Source organism: Methylobacterium sp. J-068, from assembly GCF_022829445.1.
Lineage (GTDB): Bacteria > Pseudomonadota > Alphaproteobacteria > Rhizobiales > Beijerinckiaceae > Methylobacterium.
In genome coordinates, this window is the sequence record NZ_JAKSXY010000017.1 from 1 (window position 1) to 21,679 (window position 21,679).

General features: G+C 67.7%; 23 protein-coding genes and 3 pseudogenes. 8 read left to right on the top strand and 18 right to left on the bottom strand.

The features are described from left to right. Together MKK54_RS00650 and MKK54_RS00655 are read right to left on the bottom strand one after the other, a co-directional pair. Positions 1–318, bottom strand: a pseudogene (locus MKK54_RS00650) (hypothetical protein); the annotation flags it as partial. A 72-nt stretch (positions 319–390) separates the two neighbouring features. Beyond that, on the bottom strand, positions 391–651 hold the full coding sequence (locus tag MKK54_RS00655) for a hypothetical protein (protein ID WP_244008587.1): 261 nt from the start codon (positions 649–651) through the stop codon (positions 391–393). 353 nt (positions 652–1,004) lie between these two features. Here MKK54_RS00655 and MKK54_RS00660 point away from each other — a divergent pair, with 353 nt between their 5' ends. Continuing rightward, positions 1,005–1,730, top strand: coding sequence for a hypothetical protein (locus MKK54_RS00660; RefSeq protein WP_244008588.1), 726 nt, complete (start codon positions 1,005–1,007; stop codon positions 1,728–1,730). 285 nt (positions 1,731–2,015) lie between these two features. Here the strand turns inward: MKK54_RS00660 and MKK54_RS00665 are convergent. Further along, positions 2,016–2,336 (bottom strand): annotated as a pseudogene (locus MKK54_RS00665) (ATP-binding protein); the annotation flags it as partial. A gap of 828 nt (positions 2,337–3,164) precedes the next feature. Between MKK54_RS00665 and MKK54_RS00670 the strand changes: the two are divergent. Next, positions 3,165–3,809 (top strand): hypothetical protein, encoded by a 645-nt coding sequence (locus tag MKK54_RS00670; protein WP_244008589.1) that lies wholly within the window; start codon positions 3,165–3,167, stop codon positions 3,807–3,809. A gap of 29 nt (positions 3,810–3,838) precedes the next feature. Next, positions 3,839–4,072, top strand: a complete 234-nt coding sequence (locus tag MKK54_RS24450; RefSeq protein WP_279597082.1) for an HGGxSTG domain-containing protein — start codon at positions 3,839–3,841, stop codon at positions 4,070–4,072. 51 nt (positions 4,073–4,123) lie between these two features. Here the strand turns inward: MKK54_RS24450 and MKK54_RS00675 are convergent, their stop codons facing one another. From MKK54_RS00675 to MKK54_RS00715, 9 genes are all read right to left on the bottom strand, one after another. Continuing rightward, on the bottom strand, positions 4,124–4,558 hold the full coding sequence (locus tag MKK54_RS00675) for a hypothetical protein (protein ID WP_244008590.1): 435 nt from the start codon (positions 4,556–4,558) through the stop codon (positions 4,124–4,126). A 5-nt stretch (positions 4,559–4,563) separates the two neighbouring features. Further along, a complete protein-coding gene (locus MKK54_RS00680) occupies positions 4,564–5,160 on the bottom strand; it encodes a recombinase family protein (RefSeq protein WP_244008591.1) in 597 nt (198 codons plus the stop codon). A gap of 129 nt (positions 5,161–5,289) precedes the next feature. Next, the gene (locus MKK54_RS00685; RefSeq protein ID WP_244008592.1) at positions 5,290–5,523 is read right to left on the bottom strand and encodes a hypothetical protein; all 234 of its coding nucleotides are present in this window, start codon (positions 5,521–5,523) and stop codon (positions 5,290–5,292) included. 163 nt (positions 5,524–5,686) lie between these two features. Continuing rightward, positions 5,687–6,370 carry a class I SAM-dependent methyltransferase gene (locus MKK54_RS00690; RefSeq protein WP_244008593.1) on the bottom strand — a complete coding sequence of 228 codons (684 nt, stop codon included), beginning with the start codon at positions 6,368–6,370 and terminating at the stop codon, positions 5,687–5,689. A gap of 58 nt (positions 6,371–6,428) precedes the next feature. Next, the gene (locus tag MKK54_RS00695; protein ID WP_244008594.1) at positions 6,429–7,493 is read right to left on the bottom strand and encodes a glycosyltransferase; all 1,065 of its coding nucleotides are present in this window, start codon (positions 7,491–7,493) and stop codon (positions 6,429–6,431) included. Then, positions 7,490–8,407: a galactosyltransferase-related protein gene (locus tag MKK54_RS00700; protein WP_244008595.1), complete on the bottom strand. Its 918-nt coding sequence runs from the start codon at positions 8,405–8,407 to the stop codon at positions 7,490–7,492. The genes MKK54_RS00695 and MKK54_RS00700 overlap by 4 nt, the downstream gene beginning before the upstream one ends. A gap of 45 nt (positions 8,408–8,452) precedes the next feature. Further along, the gene (locus MKK54_RS00705; protein ID WP_244008596.1) at positions 8,453–9,589 is read right to left on the bottom strand and encodes a glycosyltransferase; all 1,137 of its coding nucleotides are present in this window, start codon (positions 9,587–9,589) and stop codon (positions 8,453–8,455) included. 20 nt (positions 9,590–9,609) lie between these two features. Next, positions 9,610–10,509: a glycosyltransferase family 2 protein gene (locus tag MKK54_RS00710; RefSeq protein WP_244008597.1), complete on the bottom strand. Its 900-nt coding sequence runs from the start codon at positions 10,507–10,509 to the stop codon at positions 9,610–9,612. Then, the gene (locus MKK54_RS00715; protein ID WP_244008598.1) at positions 10,499–12,553 is read right to left on the bottom strand and encodes an HAD-IIB family hydrolase; all 2,055 of its coding nucleotides are present in this window, start codon (positions 12,551–12,553) and stop codon (positions 10,499–10,501) included. Before MKK54_RS00715 ends, MKK54_RS00710 begins: the two co-directional genes overlap by 11 nt. 60 nt (positions 12,554–12,613) lie before the next feature. On the opposite strand from MKK54_RS00715, the gene MKK54_RS00720 reads away from it, so the two are divergent. Together MKK54_RS00720 and MKK54_RS00725 are read left to right on the top strand one after the other, a co-directional pair. After that, the gene (locus MKK54_RS00720; RefSeq protein ID WP_313898366.1) at positions 12,614–13,654 is read left to right on the top strand and encodes a glycosyltransferase family 4 protein; all 1,041 of its coding nucleotides are present in this window, start codon (positions 12,614–12,616) and stop codon (positions 13,652–13,654) included. Further along, positions 13,654–14,871: a glycosyltransferase family 4 protein gene (locus MKK54_RS00725; protein WP_244008600.1), complete on the top strand. Its 1,218-nt coding sequence runs from the start codon at positions 13,654–13,656 to the stop codon at positions 14,869–14,871. The genes MKK54_RS00720 and MKK54_RS00725 overlap by 1 nt, the downstream gene beginning before the upstream one ends. Here MKK54_RS00725 and MKK54_RS00730 read toward each other — a convergent pair. Next, entirely contained in the window at positions 14,859–15,833 is a 975-nt protein-coding gene (locus tag MKK54_RS00730; protein ID WP_244008619.1) for a hypothetical protein, read from the bottom strand. The genes MKK54_RS00725 and MKK54_RS00730 overlap by 13 nt on opposite strands. Positions 15,834–15,970: 137 nt before the next feature. Here MKK54_RS00730 and MKK54_RS00735 point away from each other — a divergent pair, with 137 nt between their 5' ends. Both MKK54_RS00735 and MKK54_RS00740 read left to right on the top strand, forming a co-directional pair. After that, positions 15,971–16,576, top strand: a complete 606-nt coding sequence (locus MKK54_RS00735) for a hypothetical protein (RefSeq protein WP_244008601.1) — start codon at positions 15,971–15,973, stop codon at positions 16,574–16,576. Positions 16,577–16,604: 28 nt separating this feature from the next. Next, positions 16,605–17,249, top strand: a complete 645-nt coding sequence (locus tag MKK54_RS00740) for a hypothetical protein (RefSeq protein ID WP_244008602.1) — start codon at positions 16,605–16,607, stop codon at positions 17,247–17,249. Between the two features lie 496 nt (positions 17,250–17,745). Here the strand turns inward: MKK54_RS00740 and MKK54_RS00745 are convergent, their stop codons facing one another. From MKK54_RS00745 to MKK54_RS00760, 5 genes and pseudogenes are all read right to left on the bottom strand, one after another. Further along, positions 17,746–18,954: an IS91 family transposase gene (locus MKK54_RS00745; RefSeq protein ID WP_244008603.1), complete on the bottom strand. Its 1,209-nt coding sequence runs from the start codon at positions 18,952–18,954 to the stop codon at positions 17,746–17,748. A 4-nt stretch (positions 18,955–18,958) separates the two neighbouring features. Beyond that, entirely contained in the window at positions 18,959–19,867 is a 909-nt protein-coding gene (locus MKK54_RS00750; RefSeq protein WP_244008604.1) for a tyrosine-type recombinase/integrase, read from the bottom strand. Positions 19,868–20,206: 339 nt separating this feature from the next. Further along, positions 20,207–20,266, bottom strand: coding sequence for a hypothetical protein (locus MKK54_RS24695; RefSeq protein ID WP_409564103.1), 60 nt, complete (start codon positions 20,264–20,266; stop codon positions 20,207–20,209). A 38-nt stretch (positions 20,267–20,304) separates the two neighbouring features. Then, positions 20,305–20,403 (bottom strand): annotated as a pseudogene (locus MKK54_RS00755) (IS630 family transposase); the annotation flags it as partial. A gap of 31 nt (positions 20,404–20,434) precedes the next feature. Next, positions 20,435–20,689, bottom strand: coding sequence for a hypothetical protein (locus tag MKK54_RS00760; RefSeq protein ID WP_244008605.1), 255 nt, complete (start codon positions 20,687–20,689; stop codon positions 20,435–20,437). A gap of 258 nt (positions 20,690–20,947) precedes the next feature. On the opposite strand from MKK54_RS00760, the gene MKK54_RS00765 reads away from it, so the two are divergent. After that, a complete protein-coding gene (locus tag MKK54_RS00765; RefSeq protein ID WP_244008620.1) occupies positions 20,948–21,424 on the top strand; it encodes a MucR family transcriptional regulator in 477 nt (158 codons plus the stop codon). Positions 21,425–21,679 lie beyond the last annotated feature (255 nt).

The following is a 21,679-nucleotide window of genomic DNA, read 5'->3' on the forward strand; positions in this document are numbered from 1 at the left end:
GCTGCGAGCCTGAATAGCGAGTAGCGCGTCATAGTGCGCGGTCAGGGTCGGCATCACCACCTCCTGAACTAGGACCTGCGCCTGATCCTGTTGCTTGATCGCGATTTGCTGCATCATTCCGACCATCGGCGCAGCGATGGCTTTCAGGAGCGCGGTTCGAGCACCCTGCATCTGCGTGACGACCTCACGCGCCGCCTGCACGGTAGCCGGGTCGGATGCGGTGACGGGTGCCGTGGGAGAGGCGGCAGGCTGTGCCATCGCCGCGCAGGGCAACAGAACACCCATGCAAAGACCGGCGAGAAGTCGATAGGCGCGCATAGCTGCTCCGATCACAGATGCCGCGCGATCCAGGGCGGCGCGGGCAATGCGCGTTGCTATCACACTTCTACGTCAGACCTGCCCAGGCTGGCATCCATAAGGGGGCACCGCTCGCGGAAACCGATCCTTGATGCGTTCGCAGCCCCACGCTCGCAGTGATTCCGGCAGACGCCGGTTCACCTCGATCCCCACCTCGTCGTAGGGCGAGGCACCGGCCGTCACGTAGCTGTACCAGCGCCAGCCGATCGTCCCGACGCCTGCGATCAGGATGGCGAAGGCGACCGTCACCGCCAGGGCTGTACGCGAGTGAGGGCGTTGGATCTCACCAGCCATATCGATCAGCCTCCTACCGTTGACTTAACCATGCCCGCCACGCGACATGGCATGTCTGGCTGCGCTCGCCCTTGGGCGAGTCGTAGTCCAACCACCATCAGGGATTAGCGCCGCGAGAAAGACCTAAGTCCAAAACGCCAACGGCCCCCCGTCGCCAAACGGAGGGCCGTCGAAATCGATGAGGTCCGGGGACCCATTTCCAACTCCCCAGACATCACAGCACCGCTCAGGTGTCAATCGGGGATCGCTTCCCGAGACGATGGCGCTTTGCCTTTTGACGGGGACGGCTCACGCCACTCCCCCCTGCTTTGACGCGGCCCAAGCAAGGGCTGTGAAGGATGACGGTTGTAGATATGGCCGAGGCGATCGACCGGGCGCACGGCGCGGCGCTCGACGGGCTGGCACGCACCTTATGGGCGGGGGTTGCGGCCGAGCAGATCAGCGACATTGACGCTGCCCGACTTGTCGAGGCGCTCGACGCTCGCAGAATGGCCGTTAAATCCACACAGCGGCCCGCTAGCTTAGGTCCGCTCAGACTTGAGCCGACTCGCAGGCGCAAGCCACAGCGCCCACCTGTCCGATCCCAGGCCATCGAACGCCGCCGCCGCCTTGCTGCATCCGGCCCTATGCCGCCATCCCTCGCTGCCCGGTTCACAACGGGCGAGCTGGCAGTGCTCCGCATTGTGGCCGATGAGTTTCGAGCCCAGAAGGTCTGTGCCCTCTGTCTCGACGCCATCGCAGCCCGAGCCGGAGTGTCTCGTACACTGGCAAAGGATGCGATCCGACAGGCCCGGCGCCTGGGTATGGTCGAAGTCCGCGAGCGCCGCCGCACAGGCGCCAAAAGCCTACCGAACCTCGTGACGGTGATCGACCGCGAATGGCTCGCCTGGATCAAGTGCGGCGCCGCTCGGCGTCAACAGAGTGTCTCCACATTGGAGGAGACCACAACTCACCCCAAGTCCGAGCCCAGCAGCATAGGGGGCAGAATTTCCACCACCACGGATAACTTGTTAATTCTGGGGGAAAGACACCCAGCGAAACCCGCCAAAAGGCTGCCGAAAATAAGAAAGCGAGCATGAGTGGAGTCGCATTAGGCGGGCGTCGGAGAAATACGCCCTGAAGCACGGATTGCAGATACCGAAGCGGTCGGACGACGTCAGATCAACCTTGCTGCCATCCTGGGGTGTCAATCGGCGTCCAATCGGGACCCGGGATTGGCGTCCAAAAAGGACCCGCCTGCTAAACAGGCTGACGGCCTGCGACGCAGAGATCGACGTCGCGGAGCCGGTTGGAGTGAGCGCAGCGGCGTCGATCTCGTCTCCAGCCTGCCGTCCTCCGGTCGCGGCGTGCCGCGGCCGGCTTCCTCAGGTGCGCGTCTTTAGCCGCCAGCTGGCGTTGCCGGTCTCCAGGATGTCGCAGTGGTGCGTCAGCCGGTCGAGCAGCGCCGTCGTCATCTTCGCGTCGCCGAACACGCTCGGCCATTCGGCAAACGGCAGGTTCGTCGTCACGATCACCGAAGTGCGCTCGTAGAGGCGGCTGATCAGGTGGAACAGCATCTGTCCGCCTGCTCGCGGGAACGGCAGATAGCCCAGTTCGTCCAGGATCACGAGATCGGCGCGCGACAGCTGCGAGGCAAGCCGTCCCGCCTTGCCCGCGCGGGCTTCCGCCTCCAGCTCCTGGGCGAGTATGGCATCGAGGCAAGCGAGATGGCCGTCGAGCTGCGGCCGTGGCTGATGCTGGCGCTTGTAGGCAAAAGCGGTCTTGTCCGAACGCAGTGCCTTGCGCACGACCTTGCGCGATATGCGCAGCTCCCGTGAGATCTCACGGATGCTCTTGTGCTCGTTACGAAAGAGCCGCCGGATTTTGGCGATGGTCTCCACGATCAACATCACCGGCTGCCTCCCTGTCCCTGGCAGGATGGGAGCATGACGTGAGCTGCCGGGAGTGGGTCCCATTTGGACGCCGATCAGCCCTTCAGCCGGGTTCTTTTTCCATGCCGATTCTCACCTGGGGAACAGCAGCCTCCAGCTACTACTGCCTTCTGGATGCCCGAACAGAGTGAGACTTTACAGTGAACAAAATAGGATTAGAATGACGTAGATAGCCCGCTCCCTTATGGAGCCATGGGCCGGGTGGCTAGCCAGGTCAGTTCCGGGTTCTCATGATATGCCGGAGGGCACCGGCAATAAGCAGCAGATAATGCTGCAGGAGTGGGAATGGGTCGCCCCGGCCCCACAGACAACCGGGTCTGCAGATCGATGTGCAGCCCATTCGTTCCGCGTCAGACCTCGGGAGAGGTGAAGCGGCGAGTAAAGGCCGACCGCCTGACCCCGGCCTCCCCAATAGGGTTTCGTCCATCGGTTTATGTGACCAATACGCCGGCTCCTTCGCGTCAGGTTGCAATCTTCGTCGGAACCAGGCGAAGCTATGCCCCCATCCACCCCACCTTCACATCAGGGAATTGGAGTAGGGGAGACACGCGCTCTCAGCTTGCAAGATGAGGAGATTGATATATGTCAGCATCTCGAAAGAAGGTGGTCCTGGAGAAGACGCCTCCTCCCGCTGTCACTAAACCCTACCAACCGACGCCCGCTGAAAAAGCGGCGCTATCCCGGTACGTCGCACGCAGCAACAGGCGACCTTCAGCTGGCATTCGCGTGACCAGGGAAAAGGCTCGTGTGACGACCGGTCCAGATCACGTCGATCCCGTGACCGGCTCGATCAACCTCATGAATGCGCTAGGCACGGCAAGCTTACCTTTCATGAACGGGCTACTGAGCCAGATCGCGAATATGGCCAGCCACGGGTCAGAGCCTGACGAAGCAGGCATCAACTTCGTGCTGTCGGTGGTCGACGGGATCGAGCCACGGGATGAGATTGAAGCCATGCTCGCGTCACAAATGGCCGCCGTTCATCTTGCGACCATGACCTTTGCACGACGCTTGGCTCACGTGGATAACCTGTCCCAGCAGGAAGGGGCAGAGCGGGCTTTCAACAAGCTTGCTCGGACCTTCACGACACAAGTCGAAGCGCTCAAGCGCTATCGCAGTGATGGACAGCAGACCGTGAGGGTTGAGCGCGTTACGGTCGAAGCCGGCGGCCAAGCCGTTGTTGGTTCGGTCAGTGCCTCATCCGATAGGGGGAGGGCCTGTGAATGAAACCTGCAGACAACCCCATGCAAAGACCGATGCATGCCTTGCCGCGATGTGGAGCTAGAACACGCAGCGGCGGGTCTTGTAACGCGCCCGCGATGCCAAATGGCCGGTGTCGGATGCACGGAGGTACCTCTCCAGGTGCTCCGAAGGGGTCAAGGAACGGGATGTACCGGCACGGTCGCTACACGGCGGAAGCCATTAAGACGCGTCGTGAAATGAATGCTTGGATTCGTGTCATGCGAGAAGCAGCCCAGGACATCCCATAAAATCGATCGCTCTGTGAGCAACTCACTTTTCAACTAGATTATCCGCGAGCGTCACAGCAGCTGATAGGGCCCTCGGAACAGATCACCCATCGCCTTGCGACGGAACACAGTTCGCCAGCGCCGGCGCTGATGCTCGGGTCGATCGTGGTTCATGTGGCAGCGCTGGCAGAAGGCCGCGAGGTTCTTTGAGGCATTGTTGGCGGTGTCGTGATCACGGTGTCCAGTGGCCAGCACGACCCGCGTGGTGCGTACAGTGCCCAGGACATCGTCCGCCCCCACCGCTAGGCAGATGAAGCGTCCCGCCCCATCGCGCCAGGAGCCTTCCTCCCCGTCCCACCAGCGCCCGTCGCCGAGATGGAACACACGCTGTCCGTGCGGACGGGCGCAGACCTCGCAGCGCCCCTTCGCCCGCTGAAAGCGGATGACGGCCGAGAGTTGGGGCCAGTCGATGGGATAGAAGAAGCGATGCTCGCGCCGGATCGGCATACGCGTCAGTCCTGCCGCGCCGCGCCGGCAGCGGCTTGGCTGCGAGCCCGCGCCTGCGGGAAGTAGTTGTAGAAGGTGTCCCGGCTCACCCCGAGGCGCTTGGCGATCGCCGCGATCGAGATGGTGCCCGATTGCAGCAGGGCGCGGCCGACATCGAGGTCGGCGGGTGTCAGCTTCTTCGGTCTGCCGCCCTTACGGCCACGAGCCAGCGCCGCCTTCAGCCCTTCCATGGTGCGCTCACGGTTGAGATCGAGGAAGTACTCGGCCATGGCCCCATGCATCTGCAGGGCAAAGCGTCCGTGAGCGGTGTCGCTGTCGAATTGCTCGGTCAGGGATCGGAAGTGGATCTCCTTCACCCGAAGAGCGTCGATGGTGCGCATCATCTCGACGAGCGAGCGACCGAGCCGATCGAGCTTCCAGACGACGAGCACGTCGGTGGGACGAAGGTAGGCAAGCGTAGCCTCGAACTCGGGGCGCTTGGTGCCCGCCTTGCCGGACTTCTTTTCCTCGAACAGGCGTTCGCACCCGGCTCGTGTCAGCGCGTCGCGCTGCAGGTCGAGGTTCTGGTCGAGGGTGGAGACGCGGGCATATCCGACGAGCATGTCGGGATAGTGATTCGGGTGCGTTTAATCCGCAATAGAAAACCAGTCATATTTTCCCGACACGTACGACATGGTTTGAACTGGAAATACGCAGGCTCGCGGCGAACGTCCGGAAAACGAACGTTTCGCCTACGTCGCCGGGGCGTTCGCTTTATCGGATGGCGGATAGAGCGCAGCCTTGGCGACCTCAATCAGGACCCAGGCCGCCGGCCGGTCCTCGTTCGGGCTCTCGCCGTAGGCGATCAAGCCTAACGCTTTGCGCAGCCGAACATTTTCGGCCTCGGCCGCTGCAAGCTTCTCCTCGGTGTAGCAGTGCGCGCGGTGCAGTTGGCGATAGTCCTCGTCGGTGTAGTTCTCAGCCATGCTTGCACGCCGATTGACAGTTTACGACCCAACCCAGCCGCCAGGAACGCCATTTGCGTTTCTCCAAAGCGGTCGTTCGTCGGCCACTCTGCAAGTTCGGCTCGGGGTGGGCAACAAACCCTGCCCCTCTAACCGGGAGTGGCCCTTCCACCAGCATCACGGTTTATAGCCGCTTGACGAACTTGCATTTTCCGCCCTGTGCCCATGGGCCCCGCACTCGTTCCGCGACGCAGAATGCGTCGACCGCGCGAGTTACGCCGGGAAAGCGACCGCCCAGGCTGTCGTAATCGTCTGCGATGAGGAGGCCGCCGGGACGCAGGACCGGCCACCAGGCCCGGAGATCCGCCGCCACGGAGGTTTCCTCGTGGCCCGCGTCGAGATGGATGACGTCGGCGGTGAGGCCGCGCAGACGCATCAGCTCGGCGGCATTCACCGAGTCCAGTGGGAGGGGCACGACTCGGTCAGCCAGCCCTTCCCGCAACACGTTGGCCAGGAAGGTGCGGTACAGGCTGGGATACCCGTTCTCGGTGGCGAGTTCACTGAACAGGTTCGCATCGGCCCAGTGGTCGACGGCCCCGAGCCAGGTATCTACCGCGATGACGATCCCCTCGACGCCGTGCGCCCTCAGGCTCCGGGCCAAGTGGAGGGTGCTGGCCCCCTTCCAGGCGCCGATCTCCACGATCACGCGGGGGTGGAACTCCGTGACGGCCTCGTCGAGGAACGGATGCAGGCTGCGCCAGCCCTGGAGATCGAGAGGGCGCAAGCTGTCGGGCGGGTTCGCAAACGGATCTCGGCCATGCCAGAGCGCGTCGATGATGGCGCGGCGGTTCGTCGGGAGGTGGCTCATCGGAGGGCGACTCGTGAGAGGAGATGCGCCCGCCAGGGATCGGGCGCGCGTCGGGCATTCAGCCCTGGGCGGCCCGCCGCGCCAGCCCGTAGAGGGCTTCGCAGCGCGCGAGCCAGAGATCGCGTGTGAAGAGGCGCAGCACGCGTGCGTGCGGGATTGTCCGTGGAATGGCGAGGGCGTCTTGGATCGCCCGGACCAGGGCGGGGGTGTCGTCGGGCGGGACCAAGTGCCCGGCCTCGCCGACGATCTCGGCGGCCGCCCCCATGGCGAGACCGGCCACCGGCACCCCGCAGGCCATGGCCTCGATGGCCACGAGGCCAAAGGGCTCATCCCAACAGGGCGTGAACAGGAAGACGGAGGCGCGGCCAATCTCGTCCGCCAGGGCCCCGCCGGAAAGGTGGCCACCATAGCGGATTGGTCCACTGAGCTCCGGGGCGATCCGCATTTCCCAGTATTCCCGGTCCTCGATCGGGCCGAAGAGGGTTAGTGGAAGGCCGGCCCGCCGGGCTGCCGCGACGGCGCGATGCGGACCTTTGATGGGCGCGATGCGCCCGGACCAGACGGCGCCGCCGTCTCCCCGGTCCCGAAAGGGCCAGGCCGCGGGATCGATACCGTTGTGGAGCACAGACACCTCTGGCGACGCGCCCTCGGGCCACCAGGTTCGGAGCTGGGCCTCGGAGGTCACGGTGATCCGGTGGCCTGGCACGAGGCTGTCCGTCACGAACCAGCGCAGGGCGTCGTAGGGTGGGACGTGCAGCGACGTGACGGTGGGGACTTTCGCGAGACGCCACCGCTCTAGGGGCAGGCGGCTCAATGCATTGTTGTGGAGCACGTCGAAGCCCCCGGCCGCGATCCGGTCGCAGGCGGCGGCGTATCCAGCATCCACGTGGGCTTTGAGCCCGGCATCACCCCGATGTTCCAGGCCCGGAAAGCTGCGCTCGTGATGTACCGGGATCACCGGATCGACGGGGAAGCGCGGGTCGCTGTCCCCGGCAGCGAAGAGAACGACGTCGTGTCCCCGCGCCATCAACCCGTCGGCCAGCGCCCAGCACTGGGCTTCCATGCCGCCCGCGAAGGGCCGCGCCACCGGATGGCGCAGATGGGCGAGGAGCGCGATCCTCACGCCGTCGCCGCCGCGGCGGCCTGGGCCTCCAGATGGCGGATGACAGAGGCCGAGTTGCTGTAGGGCTGGTGACTCTGCTGCCCGGTCAGCGCTAAGTCGCCGGCCCCCGGGCGACGCAGGATACGGATCGGCCGGTCGGGGGTGTCGTCGATCAACCCCATCACCTTGAAGGCGTAGAGCCAGTGGCCCATCGTGCGGTAGCCCCACTTAGCCTCGAACAGCTCGGCATTGCGCACGACGCTGTCGAGGTGGTGGACCGGCGGCATGTGATGGGGGTGGTACTGGTGATAAGCCAGCCCGCCCTTCATCCAGGCGATGGGGATGCCGGCCTGGTCGAGGACCTTGCCAAAGTCCGTGTCCTCGCCGCCGTAGCCGGTGTAGCGCTCGTCGAAGCCGCCGGTGGCCAGGAAAGTGGCGCGCCAGATGGCGAAGTTCAGGGACCAAAAGCAGCGGTAATCCGGGCAGATCTCAAGACCGGAGGCCGGTGGACCGCGGCGGTCGGAATGCCGCTCCGCGACCGCCGCGAAGCCCTCGCAGGTCCAATTTCCTGCGGTCGCGCGTTCGGGTAGGTGGAGGACCTCGCCCATGAGCAGGCCGTCGAGTTCCTTGAGGCCGCGCGCGTAGTCGGCCACGAGGTCGGGGGTCGGGATGCAGTCGACGTCGAGGAAGACGACGGCATCGCCGCCGGCCGCCGCCACTCCCTGGTTCCGCGCCGCCGCCAACGGCAAGTCGGTGCCCGGCACCAGGATCTGGCGGACTGGGAAGGCGACCTCGGGCAGATCATAGGGCGCGTCCTGCATCACCGCCACGATGAACTCGGCGGGGGCCTGCGTTTGGCGCTCCAGGCCGCGAAGCACGTTGCGCAGGTGCGCCGGCCGTCCCTTGGCCAGGCTCACGACGGAAACGGTGGACATGGGGCGGTCTGGCTCCGGGAGGTTCAAGCGCGGGAATGGAGGCGGTCAGCCGGTGGCAACAACCGTAAGGGCGGCGGGCGCCGCCGCGCCGTGCCAGAGCTCGTCGGTCAGGCCCTCAAGCCAGCCGGCGGCGCGGGCGGCAGCTTCCGGCGCGTACAGACTGCGCAGCGGAGCGGTGTCGAGGGCGCGGGCCCGGGCGAGGAGGTCGCGCCAGCCCTGGAGATCACCGGGCCAGACCGGGGCCTGGACGGCGGCACCGAGCCGGACCAAGGCCTCGGCCTTGCGGGTCTGCTCGCCGAAATAGCGCCACTCGGGCATCACGATCAGGCGTCCGCCGACGCGGGCGACCTCGTGAATGGTATTGTCGCCGGCGGAGGCCACCACGATGTCGGCGGCGGCGAGGTAGTCAGTCACCGAGGGCACCCAGCCGAGTTCGCGCAGGTTGGCGAAATCGGTCTCGTGGCCCTCGCGATGGGTCGGTCCCAGGGTTAGCCACAGGGCCTCGGGAGCGGCCCGGGCAGCCACCGTCAGGGGGGCGTAGGGCGTGCCGCTGCCCCCGCCCCCGGTCACCGCGACGACGATCTCGCGGTCCGGGTCGAGGCCGAGCTTGTCTCGGGCCTCGGCCCGATCCGGCACTCGGTCGACGCTGGTGCAGAGACCGCCGCTGTAGAACGTCTTGGCCCGCAGGACGGCCGGGTAATCGTCTTGCTCCATGCGCGCATCGAAGGGCGCCAGCATGCCGACACAGGCCTCATAGGCGCCCACATGGCCGATATCGGTGCGGTCGCCGTGCATCCGGATTTGCACTGCCGGCACGCTGGCGATGCGCGCCAGCAGCGCGATCTCCGCCGATACGTCGACCACAAATAGGCCGACGTCGCGCTCGTCGAGATGGTCGAGGATGCGCCGCATGGTCTGGCGCATCGCGGTGAGGCCGAGCGGCACGCAATGCATGACCTGGGGCGTTGGCTCCGCGTAGAGACGCGGCGTCGGCACCTCGGCGCCGATCATGTTCGGTAGCGGCACGATCTCGATATCGCGGGAGAACCCGTCGAACAGCTGCGGGCCTGCGGTGAGGATGGAGACGGGCCGGTCCCCGGCGAACGCGGCGGCCACCGCCATCGTGCGGTTGGCGTGCCCTCGTCCCTGGTGATGGACGAAAAACGTAATGGGTTTCTTCATGGCTGTCGGGTCGCGATCCGTCAGGAGAACAAGGCGTCGGGTTTCAGGGCGGCGGCGATCTCAGGGGCAGCCGGCCGGCGCAGGACCCGGATCGCGGAGGCGTCGTCAGCCCAGTCGATCAGCCCGGCGGCCCGGAACTGGGCGAGCCAGTAGGTCATGCACCAGCGCCCGTGCGTGTCCCGGAAGCGGGCGGCGTTGGCGAGGATGGACTCGAAGTGCTGCAGCGGCGGCACGTGGACGGGATGGTGCTGGTGGTAGGCTCGGGCGCCTCCGACCCAGTAGGTCGGCAGCTCGGAGGCAGCTAGGCGCGCGGCGAGATCGGTCTCCTCGCCGCCATAGCCGCGATAGGCCTCGTCCATGCCGCCGACGGCGCGCCAGGACCGGGCCAGGAGCGCGAAGGACAGGCCCCAGAGCTGGCCGGGATCGGCCTCCCGGCGCAGGCCCTCCGGCGGGACCGCCGGGCGCGCTGGATGGGCCCGGCCGAGCCGGGCGAGCGCCGCTTCATCAGTGGCCGCTTCCGGGCTCAACCCCGTGGGCAGGTATAGGACCTCGCCAAGGAATAGGCCGTCGGTCTGCCCCGCCGCACGCTGGTAGGCCTGCACCACGGTGGGGGAGGGGATGCAGTCCACGTCGAGGAAGATCAGCAGATCGCCCGTGGCGGCATTGGCCGCGCGGTTGCGGGCGGCGGCAAGGGGGAGCGGCTCTCCGGCCACGTGGCAGTGGCGCACGGGGCAGCCCGGGTCCGGCAGGTCTGGCGCGCGGTCCGGCTGCATCCAGGCGATCACCAGTTCGCCTGGGCGCACGGACTGGCGCGCCAGCCCGGCCATGAGGTTGCGCAGGCGGTCGGCCCGGCCGCGCACCAGGGTGAGCACGCTCGCGCCCAGACCGCCGGATGTTCCGTCGGATGGCTCAGCCGGCATTGGCCAGCATCCGGCGGAAATGGCCGACGCCTTCGATGATGCCACGGGCGTGCGAGGCCCGGGCCACGTAGGAGTGCTGCAGGGCGGCGTTGCTGGCGAGATCGTCGGAGTAGTTGGCTACGATAATCGCCTGCACCCGGGCGCGCAGCATCTCGACGTCGTTGCCCGAGTCGCCGGCCACGAACACCGCCTGCTCCGGCAGGCCGTAGAGGGCTCGGACATGGCCCACCGCTGTGCCCTTCGAGGCTGCCTGCGGCAGGACATCGAGGTAGAGGCCGTGGCTGTGGATCACGTTCGCGGACAGTCCCGCCCGCGCGAGCGCTGCGCGGACCCTCTGGGCGGTCGCCGCATCTCCGAAATAGCTGAGCTTGTGTCCGCGCTGCTCCAGGGGCCCCTGGGGCACGAGGCCGTCGAGATTGGAAAGGGCCGCACGCACACCCGGCCGGTCCCAGCCCGCCAAAACGGTGGCACGCCAGGCGGCATCAGCCGTGTAGGTCACGCCGTTGGGGTCGAGGTGGTAGATCTCCGACCCCACCGAGGTGATCATGACCTGCGGACGCGGGCTGGCCTGCTGCTCCAGGATCGCCATGGCGCTGTGGAAGGAGCGGCCGGTGGCGACGCCGAAGGCAAGGCCGGTCTGCCAACTGCGCCAGCGGCGGAAGGTGCCGAGCGCCGCCTCGCAGCCCACCAGCGTGTTGTCGATGTCGCAGACGAGGAGCTGTCGCGGGGCCGCAAGGGGCGGCTCGGGGGTGAGCAGCGCCCTCAGCAGGTCGTGGTAGCGCGCGGCGTGCCGGTCCCAGTCATAGGCGGCGGCGGCGCGGGCGCCCCCCGCCACGCAGCGGGCATAGAGGTCGGGATCGTCCAGAATGCGCAGGCACGCCGCCGCGATTGCATCGGGATTGCGCGGATCGACGAGGAGCCCGTTGCCGCAAGTCTCCACAATGTCGTTGGGGCCGCCGCTGTCAGTGGCGACCAGGGGCAGCCCGGCAGCGGAGGCTTCGAGCAAGGTCAACCCGAAGGGCTCGTTGAGGGCTGGGTTGACGAAGAGGCCGCTCCGCGCGCGCGCGTAGGCATAGAGCGCCGGCACGTCCTCCGGCTCGTGGGTCTTGGGGTAGGCTACGCGCCCATAGAGGTCGTAGCGGTCGATCAGCACTAGGATCTCCCGCATGGTGCCGGCCATGTCGCCGTCGAGGGCATCGATGTCTTGGCGGGTCCCGGCCATCAGCACGAGGTTGGCCCGCGCCTGCAGGGCCGGGCTCTCGCCGTAGGCTCGCACCAGGGCGCCAAGGTTCTTGCGGGCCACCGGGCGGGCGAGAGCCAACAGCACCGGCTTGTCCGGATCATGCAGGAACCGATTGATCGTGGCGTCGACTCGCGGCAGGGTTTCGGCCGCCGCGAACCGGGCGAGATCGCTGCCCGGCGGCAGGACGCGGATGCGGCCCGGATCGTAGGCCGCGTACCCGGCATACTGCACCTCCGCCTCGTCGCGGGAGGAGGCGACGACGAGGCTCGCGCGAGCCAGCGCGCACTCCTCCATAGCGATCCGGCGCGCGAGGTCGGTACCGCGCTCGGCGCCTGATCCCAGCATCGCCGCTTTCACCCGCCCCAGGGAGTGGGCCGTAAACACGAAGGGGATTCCGAGGGCCTTCTCGACGATCCCCGCCACGGAGGCGGCATCGGCGTAGTGGGCGTGAATGAGGTCCGGCGCCCGGGGCTGCGCTGCGATCCAGGCGATGAGCTTGCGCGCGAAGCTGTCCACCTCCGCGTGCATCTCCTCCTTGGAGCGGTAATCCGGCGATGCGCTCGCGAGCCGCAAGAGCGTGACCTTGTCGGAGATGCGCTCTTCGGGCACGGCATAGTCCGGGCCGAGCGGACCTTCGAACAGGCGCGTCGCGATCACGATCTGGTCGATGTCCCGGTCCTGGGCCGAGGCGGCCACGAGATCGAGCAGGTAGCGGATGTGACCACCCGTATCGGCGGTGAGTCCGAATACGACCCCGCCGCCGCGCAGACAGCCTTGCAGGGCGACATGCAAGACGAACATCAGGCCGCCAGGGTCTTGAGCAAGGTGCGGATAAGAAGCGTGTCAGATGAGGTTCTTAGCGTGATCCGCGTCGCCCAAGTCGCCCCGAACATCTTCCCCGTTCCCCCCGAGCATCATGGCGGCACGGAGCGGGTCGTCCATGACCTCAGCTCGGCGCTGCGAAGCTTAGGTGTGGAAGTAACGCTGTTCGCGCCGGCCGACAGTGCGACAGACTTGCCGCGCATCGGCGATCATCTCAGTCTGGCCGCCCTGGAGCACCAACACGGGCCAGTCGCGGCCGGTGTCCCGGCGGCGCTGGACGCCCTGCAGCTGGAGGCGCTACGGCTACGGCTCGACCAGTTCGACATCGTGCATTGTCACGGCGAGTTCGCCCATGCCGCCCTCCTCGGCGCGCGCCGGCGTCACAGCCTGACGACGGTGCACTGGCGGGTGGATGAACTCGATCGGAAGCTGTTCTTCGCAGGCTTCCCGGATCTGCCTGTGGCAGCGATCTCGGCCGCACAGGAAGCCGGGATTCCGACCGTGAACCGGGCTGGCATCGTCCATCATGGCATCGCGCGAGAACGCTACGCCCTCAGCACGCAGCCGGGTCCGCACGTCGCCTTCGTGGGCCGGATGACCGACCAGAAGCGACCTGACACGGCGATCCGAGTCGCGCGTGCCGCCGGCCTGCGGATCCGGCTCGGGGGCACCATCGATGTCGGCAACCCCGACTATTTCGAGCACCGGGTGCGCCCGCTCCTCGACGAGGACGCCACCTATCTCGGGCCCGTGGACGATATCCGGAAGGCCGACCTCCTGGGGAGCGCTCAGGCGCTCCTCTTTCCCATCGACTGGCCAGAGCCCTTCGGCTTGGTGATGATTGAAGCGATGGCCTGCGGCACGCCCGTGGTCGCCTGGAACCGGGGCTCCGTGCCAGAGATCGTCGAAGAGGGCGTGACCGGCTTCATTGTCTCCTCCGAGGCGGAAGCGGTGGCGGCGCTGGCACGGATCGGGCACCTCGACCGGACCCGGGTTCGCCAGCGCTTCGAGGCGCGCTTCACCGCCGCGCGCATGGCGACCGACTATCTCGCCCTCTACCGGCGCCTGATGGCCACCTGATGCGCGTCGCCCTCCTCGCCTGGGACTACCCGCCGGCCCCGAGCGGCCTCTCGACCGCCGCCCGCGAGATCGCTGAGAGCCTCGCCGAAGCGGGCGCCGACGTTACGGTCTTTAGCCTCGACCGGACAGGCTGCGAACGCGTCGGCGCCGTCAGGGTGGCGGGCCTCGCCCTGCCGGCCGGCGGCTGGCTGGCGCGTCTGCGCCGCTGGGGCGCCGCCGGGCACCTCGCTGCGCCGCTCGCCTTCCGGCATGCCGTGCTGGCGGCCCATGCCCGCCAGCCGTTCGAAGTCGCGGAAGCCACGAACTGGTACGCCCCCGCCGCCCTGCTCGCCGGACGCCCGGACCTTCCGCTGGTGACTCGGAGCTCGACGCCCGCCGCGTTCACGCGCGACGCCCCCGCCACCCTGCGCGACCGCCTCGACGGCACGGCCGCCGATGGCCTGGAGCGCGCCCAGGCCCGGGGCAGCGCCGGGCTCATTGCCAACACCGAAGCGCACAGGGCGGTGATCGCTCGAAGCTACGGCCTGTCCGGGCGCCAGCCTGAGGCGGTGATCGGCCTCAGTCTGCCGCCGGAGGTACTTGCGGCGGCGTGTGGTGCCCCCTACCCGGGCGAAACAGAGCCCGTGCGCCTGCTCTTCGTGGGCCGGGCGGAGGCGCGCAAGGGCTTCGACGCGCTCCTTGGTGCGGTTGCAATCCTGGCCGACGAGGCGGAGCGGGGAGCCATCCCAGCCTTCCGACTGGACCTCGTCGGGGTGCCCCCGGAGGATCTACCGGACGATTTGCCCGCGGCGGCGCGGGCCCGCATCCGCGCTCAGGGACGGCTACCGGCCCGGGCGCTGGCGCAGGCCTATGCGGAAGCCCACGCGGTGCTCGCCCCCTCGCGCTACGAAAGCTTCGGTCTCGTCTACCAGGAGGCTCTCGCCTATGGCCGGCCGGTGGTAGCCTGTGCGGAGGACGCGAGCGCCCGCGCCTTCGTGGGCGCGCCGGGGGCTGGGCCCCTGGCAGGCGCGGCCACCGGCGCGGCCCTGGCGGAGACCCTGCTTCCGCTGCTGACCGATCCGGCCCTGCGCGCGGCCTACCGCGGCCGGGCCCTGGCGGCGTCCGGTCGCTTCACCCGGGCGGTCCTGGCGCGCGAGACCCTCGCCCTCTACGACCGGGCTATCGTGGCGGCCCGGACCCGCCCGGGCAGCCGCGCGTCCGTGCCTCAGTCCCGGTAGGGGCTCAGCAGCGCGGCCTCCTCCTCCAAGCGCCCCTGCCCGGGCGCGAGGTGCTCGTAGTGCCGGGAGCGCGCCAGGACGTGGGCCCGGTCGAGATGATGCGCGATCGTCCCGTGCAGGGTGATGAGGCTGCGTGGCCAGCCGCCGTCGAGCACCGGCCGCTCGTGCACGCGGCCGGCATACCGCACGGACCGGTGGTTCAGCCGGTACTGGACGTCCGGGTAGAAGTCCGAGAGGACGCCGTCGACGTGGTTCCGGCGCGCTAATCCGATCGAGACGACGCCCCCCGCCTCCGCCAGGGCTGCCAGGGCCGGCAGCCGGCAGCCGGCTTCGGCGGCCAGGGTCTCGTCGGCGTCGAGCTGCAGCATCCAGGGATTGCGGGCGAGATCCTGGAGGGCATTTCGCTGGGCGGCGAAGTCCTGCCCCAAGGGCCGGGCGCCCACCCGCACGGAGCCCCGGGGACATTCGATGGCCTGAACCGGCCTTGCCGGAGCGTCGAGGAGGACCACGATGTCGTCTGTCCAGGCCGCATGGATCGCCAGCGCCGCGAGAACGGCCGCCAAGGCCTCCGGGCGGCAGAGCAGGCCGAGGGAGACGGGCGGGCCCATTGCAGGGTCGAGCGCGTAGAGGTTTCCCCGCGCGGCGCAGCGGTCGTGCGGCTGGCGCAGAGCCCTGCGCCCAGCCTCATCCACGGGCCGGACACCGCGAGCGTGGCCAGTCGCGGCGCTGCGGAGGGTGTAGAGGTCGAGGCCATAGGGCGCGTCCGGGTCGGGGCTGAAGACCGGGCCGGTGAGACGTTCGGCCAGGTGCGCGCGGCATTGCGTCGGATCGGCCTCCACCTCCAGCAAGAGACCGCAGGAACCGCAGGCGATCGGAAACGCCCTGTCCCGCCCGTTCGGGTAGAGCAGGTGCCGGGTGCTCGGCCCGAGCATGTCGGCCGCGCAGACGAAGCATCGGCGCATCATTGGTCGCGGCCCCTTTCCCGCACGTCCGGTCTCCCGCCGGCCCGGCAGGGGCCTTGCCGCGCCGCGCCGGCGCCATACCTCTGCGGCTCCGCCAATCCCTGCCGCAACGGGACGCCTAGGTCGACACTCCGCGCATGCTCGACCGGTCCGCCTTCGCTTCGAGTCGCGTCGCCATCGTTGGTAACGCTCCGGGGCTTGATGCCGCCGCCGCGATCGACGGGGCGCCCCGCGTCGTGCGCTTCAACAACGCGCCAGGTTTCGGGGGCCACGCCGGGTCTCGGGTCACCCACCTTGCCCTGGTCAATCGCGGCGGGCAGATGCGCGAGTGGCTCGCCGATCCGCGCTTCCTGGATCGCCCGGCGGTCCGGCATGCGGACGCCTTCATTCTGCCCTTCCCAGGGCTCCCCGCCGAGCACAACAGGCCCGAACAGGTGTGCTGGACCCGCGAGGCAGTGGCTCGGCTGGCTCCCCTCGGCAGACCCATTCACATCCTGCCCGAGGCCCTTCACGAGGCGGCGCGCCAGCGTCTCGCTCCCGGCACGGTCGGGCGGCCCAACCCGAGCACCGGCTTCCTGGTGACGCTGGCGTTCCTGCTCGGCGCCCCCCTCAGGCGTGGCTCGATCGAAGCCTACGGCTTCGGCTTCGACGGCTGGCCCGGCCATCCCTGGGCGGCCGAGCGCGCCTGGTTCCGGCAGGCCGAGGCGGACGGGCAGCTGCGGCTCCATCCTTGTCACCCGTGACCGCTGCAAGCAGGATCCCGTGCATCCGATGCCCACTCTCATCACCGTCCTGAAGAGCGGCGGCCGCTACGACGCGACCTGGGTCGAGCGCCTTGCCCGGGGCGTGCGCCGCCACGCCCCATCCTTCGACCGGATCCTCTGCCTTACGGATCTTCCCCTCGCGGTGGCCGACGTGGAGCGGGTGCCGCTCCGGCACGACTGGCCGGCCTGGTGGGCGAAGATGGAAGCGTTCCGCCCCGGGCTCACAACCGGGCCGACGCTGCTTTGCGATCTCGACACTGTCCTGACCGGGCCGGCCAATGCCCTGGCTGAGCTGGGCCTCACCGCCATGGAGGACTACTTCCACAAGGGTCGCGTCTCCAGCGCCTTGCTGCGATGGCCCGGCGGAGCGCTGGATTTCCTCTACGCCGCCTTCGCGGCCGAGCCGGAGCGCTGGATGGTGCCCGGCGCCTGCGGACCGGTGCCGAACGCCGTCCATGGGGACCAAGTCGTCATCGATCGCCTGCTACGCCGGGAGGGCCTGCATCCAGAGTTTTTCCAACGCCGCTACCCCGAACTGCTCGACTTCTACGACCCGCGGCGGGCCGATCACGGCCCGGTGGTCATCTTCATCGGTGACTCGAAGCCCGACACCGCGAGCGGCCCGGTCCGGGCGGCGTGGACCGAGGTCTAATCGGCTGCGGAAACCGACTTGCCGGTATCCCCATCACCGCTTGTGCCGTGTCCGCTTCAGGCCAATCACCGTCTCGTCGCGGGCCGGCAGGGAATGATCCATTCCGGTCTTCGACCGCCGTCGATCAAGCCGTCGCAAAGCGGACCTCCCAAGAGTCTGCAACGGGTCATGAGCTGTCCCCGCGGCCATGTCCAACCTGAAGAGTTTCGGGCGCCGCGAGGCGTACGAAAGTCGTGGAAGAACGAACCCGCGGGATGGCAGGCGCAGAGCTATGGGGATTTTGGCAGACCGTCGTCCCCAACGAGGGACGGAAGGCGCGTGAACACCGTCGCCGGGGTGCCTGAGCGCTTCCGGATTGCCCGGTCTCCGGCCTTTGGCGGAGCGCGACAGGGTCGGGCGACAGCGTTCGTGAAGACCATTCCGGCGTTCGGCACGCGGAGAGGCGTACCCCGAGGTGCGCCTCCTCGGATGTGTGGTGGTGCTAGGCCATGCCGGGTCATGGCGTACACGCCCGGTTCGGTGCGGCGCTGAACGGCGGCCCGCGCGGCTGGTACCAGCCCGCGAAGGAGCCGACGGTTCTCATGGGACCGCCGCAGCGGGGGCAAGGCGGTCGAACGTCGGACGCAGCGTCTCGGGTGTCCGGTTCAGGGTCGGTGGATCGCGGCGGGGGCGGTGTGCCGAGGATCGCGCGGATGTGGGCCAGACCGGCCTTCCGGTTCGAGCCGGCGAGGAAGCCGTAGTGCCGGATGCGGTGGAAGCCGCGCGGCAGGACATGGAGGAGGAAGCGCCTGATGAACTCCGTGGCGGAGAGGGTCATGACCCGCGCCTGCCCGGCTTCGGCGCGCCGATAGTCCTTGACGCGGAAGCTGACGTTTTCCCCGTCGAAGGCGAGGATGCGCCGGCTGGAGATGGCGACGCGGTGGGTGTAGCGCGACAGATAGGCGAGCACGGCCTTCGGTCCGGCGAAGGGCGGCTTGGCGTAGACGACCCAGCGCTTACCGCGCACCGGGGCGAGCGCGCGGACGAAGGCCTTGGCGTCGGAGAGCGGGGCCAGGGTGCCGAAGAAACCGAGCGTCCCGGCCTCGTGGAGGGCGGCGAGCCCTTCGAGGAACAGGCGGCGGAACAGCATGCCCAGCACCCGCACCGGCAGGAGGAAGGCAGGGCGCGACGCGACCCATCGGGTCCCGTCCGGCGAGAGGCCGCCGCCGGGCACGATCATGTGGAGATGGGGATGGTGGGTCATGGCCGAGCCCCAAGTGTGGAGCACGGCGGTGAGGCCGATGCGGGCACCGAGATGCTTCGGGTCGGCGGCGATCCGCGTCAGGGTCGCGCTCGCTGCCCGGAACAGCAGGTCGTAGACGGCGGCCTTGTTCTGGAAAGCGATGGCGGCGATCTCGGCGGGCAGGGTGAAGACGACGTGGAAGTAGCCGACCGGGAGCAGGTCGGCCTCGCGCGCGGCGAGCCAGTCGCGCGCCGCCGCGCCCTGACAGCGTGGGCAGTGCCGATTGCGGCAGGAGTTGTAGGCGACGCGCAGGTGGCCGCACGCGTCGCAGCCCTCGACATGCCCGCCGAGGCTGGCCGTGCGGCACTGCTCGACCGCCGCCATCACCTTGAGCGCCGCCAGGTTCAGGTGCCCGGCCCCATCGGCGCGATAGGCGGGACCGGCGGTGCGGAAGACGTCGGCCAGCTCGATCGCGGCTTGCATCGCCTCAGCCCGGCGCCGGGCCGTCCGTGTGGAACAGGGCAAGCCTGTCGAGGGGGCTCGTCACGGCCCGCACCGTCCGGGTGGCGACCTTGGCGTAGAGCGCCGTGGTGTCGAGCCGGGCGTGTCCCAGCAGCACCTGGATGACGCGGATGTCGACGCCGTCCTCCAGGAGGTGGGTGGCGAAGGAGTGGCGCAGGGTATGGGGACCGACACGCTTGGGGATCCCGGCCGACCGGGCCGCCTCCACCACGATGCGGTGAAGCTGGCGCGTGCTGATCGGCCGGGCCCAGTCCTGTCCGGGAAACAGCCAACCCTCGCGATGCAGGACGCCCTGCCGGTGTCCCTCGGTCCACCAGCGCCGCATGAGACCCAGAAGATCGGCGGACAGCATCGCGTTGCGGTCGCGGCCGCCTTTGCCACGCTCGACCCGCAGGAGCATGCGCGTCGAGTCGACATCGCCGACCTTGAGCGCCGCGACTTCGGCCATCCGCAGTCCCGCGCCGTAGGCGACCGACAGGGCCGCCAGATGCTTGAGGCAGACCGTGGCGCCGAGCAGCCGGCGCACCTCGTCGGCGCTCAGGACGTCGGGCAGCGGGCGCGGATGGTTGAGGCGGACCAGCCTGCGAGCGAGGTCGGGCCGCTCGATCGTATGGACGAAGAAGAACCGCAGGGCCGAGACGATGGCATTCATCGTCGGCACCCCGAGGCCAACCTCCTGCTGCGCGATCTGGAAACGGCGCAGGTCGTCGACGGTCGCCGTGTCGGGCGAGCGCCGCAGGAACGTCGCCAGACGCCCGACATCACGAAGGTAGTTGCGCTGTGTCTCACGCGAGAACCGACGCAGGGTCATGTCGTCGACGAGGCGCTGGCGCAGCGAGCCCACGGCAGCGGCGGGAACGGCAAGGATGGTCATGGGATGGCTCCATTCGGATGAAGGGAGCCACGATCGTCCGCCCAGGCCAGGCAACGCTCAATCAGCGCAGGGCGCTCGTCTCAATCCGAAAACCTCGAAGCTGCCACCCATCCCGCGTGAGCGGGTTCGTTCACCCACCCGACCCGGACGTAGCTCATCCTCCACCAAGCTTCCGCGAAGCGGACCTTCCAAGGGTCTGTGAAGGGTCGTGAGCGGTCGGTCTCGAATGTCAGTCACCCTACGAGACCCGCCTGCGCCACCTTCAGAACGTCCCGGCACTCCCGCCGGAAAGCCACTGCCTCGGCCACGTAGAAGCCCGTTCGATAGGCCCCGTTCCGCTCACCCTTGGGGCGCGCCGGACCCTTTGGCGCCGCCGTGGAGCCGACATCGCGCCTTCACCCTGATCGCTGGCGACAGGCACGGCGTCCCTGCCCTGTTACACCGACCCCGAACCGCGCGGCCGCCTGGCGACGCGAGGTCACGGCTGCAGCCTGCACCACGCGCACCCGCAGATCCTGGCTGTAGGGTCGGCCCATGCTTCGCTCCTTCTTCAGAGCGATCAGTGAATCAGCCAAACAGCTCCACGTGAACCCCACCCGACCGATTCAGCGCAGCCCGAAAACGCTCTAGCCGCATGTGCCAGCCCACGTAGTCAGTGTGCGGGGCCTCGATGCCGACCGCACCAGGGGCATCCATCGCGACAGAGGCAGTCACGGGCGAGGCTCGCTTGAGGTGCCGGCTCAGTGCCTCGACGATGCGCTTTTTCTCGTCCTCCGAGGGAAGCTTCGCGATTACCGGCACCTTTGCAGCTTTAGATTTCACGCTGGCGCTCCCGTCTCACACGCTCACAATTCGGCCTGAAATTCCAAGCGCTTCTGTTGACAGATTGGGTAGGACATGAACCTTATTGAAAAGGCATGATATCAGATCAGGACATCGTATTTTCAGAAATTTGATCGATTGAGACTTGATTTGTGCAGGATTGACGTGGATGGGGTTAGCTACCAGAGCTTGGAGGAGCATGAAGTGCACGAGTTGCCTGAAGCTAAAGATACAACCGAAACAAAGCGGTGCAACTACATGACCTTAACGGTCGATATCGTAACAGCTTTTGTGTCTAACAATTCCATTCCCGTGAGTGAACTCGCCAACCTACTTACCTCTGTGCATACGGCGGTCAGCGGCCTCATCAGTAGTGAATCTTCAGGTCCTGCCAAGGACGCTATCGCGAAGGCAGCGCCGGCCCAGGTCAAGAAGTCGATCACGCCCGAGGCACTCATCAGCTTCGAAGACGGCAAGCCTTACAAGACGTTGAAGCGGCATCTAACGCTTCGCGGTCTCTCGCCCGAGGCGTACCGGGCGAAGCACGGCCTTCCGGCCGACTACCCAATGACCTGTGCCAATTACTCGGCGCAGCGCTCCGAGTTAGCTCGCGGTTTGGGATTAGGGCAGCAGCGGAGAAGCTACGCCAAGGCTGCTGGTGCGGAGGAGACGGTCTCGAAGGGACCGGGCGACCCGAAGAAGGCTGGTCGACCGCGCAAGGTTTCCGCAGCCTGATTCCGTTTGAGGGGTCACCCCATCTCGACACGAGTGAGCCCGCTTGGCTCGACACCGAACGGACTCAAAACAGACAAGATACTTCACATGAGCGGAAGAGCGTGCTTCAAAGTGACGAGCTAGGTGGGCGAGTGGCGAGCCAGTTGCCGGGAACGGCTTCGCAGGTCCGGTTCGAATCCGGTCCCCAGCATCCAATACCAGCATTGGTAGACTGAATCCGGACAATTACAAAGCCCATCATTCGTAAATTTGATT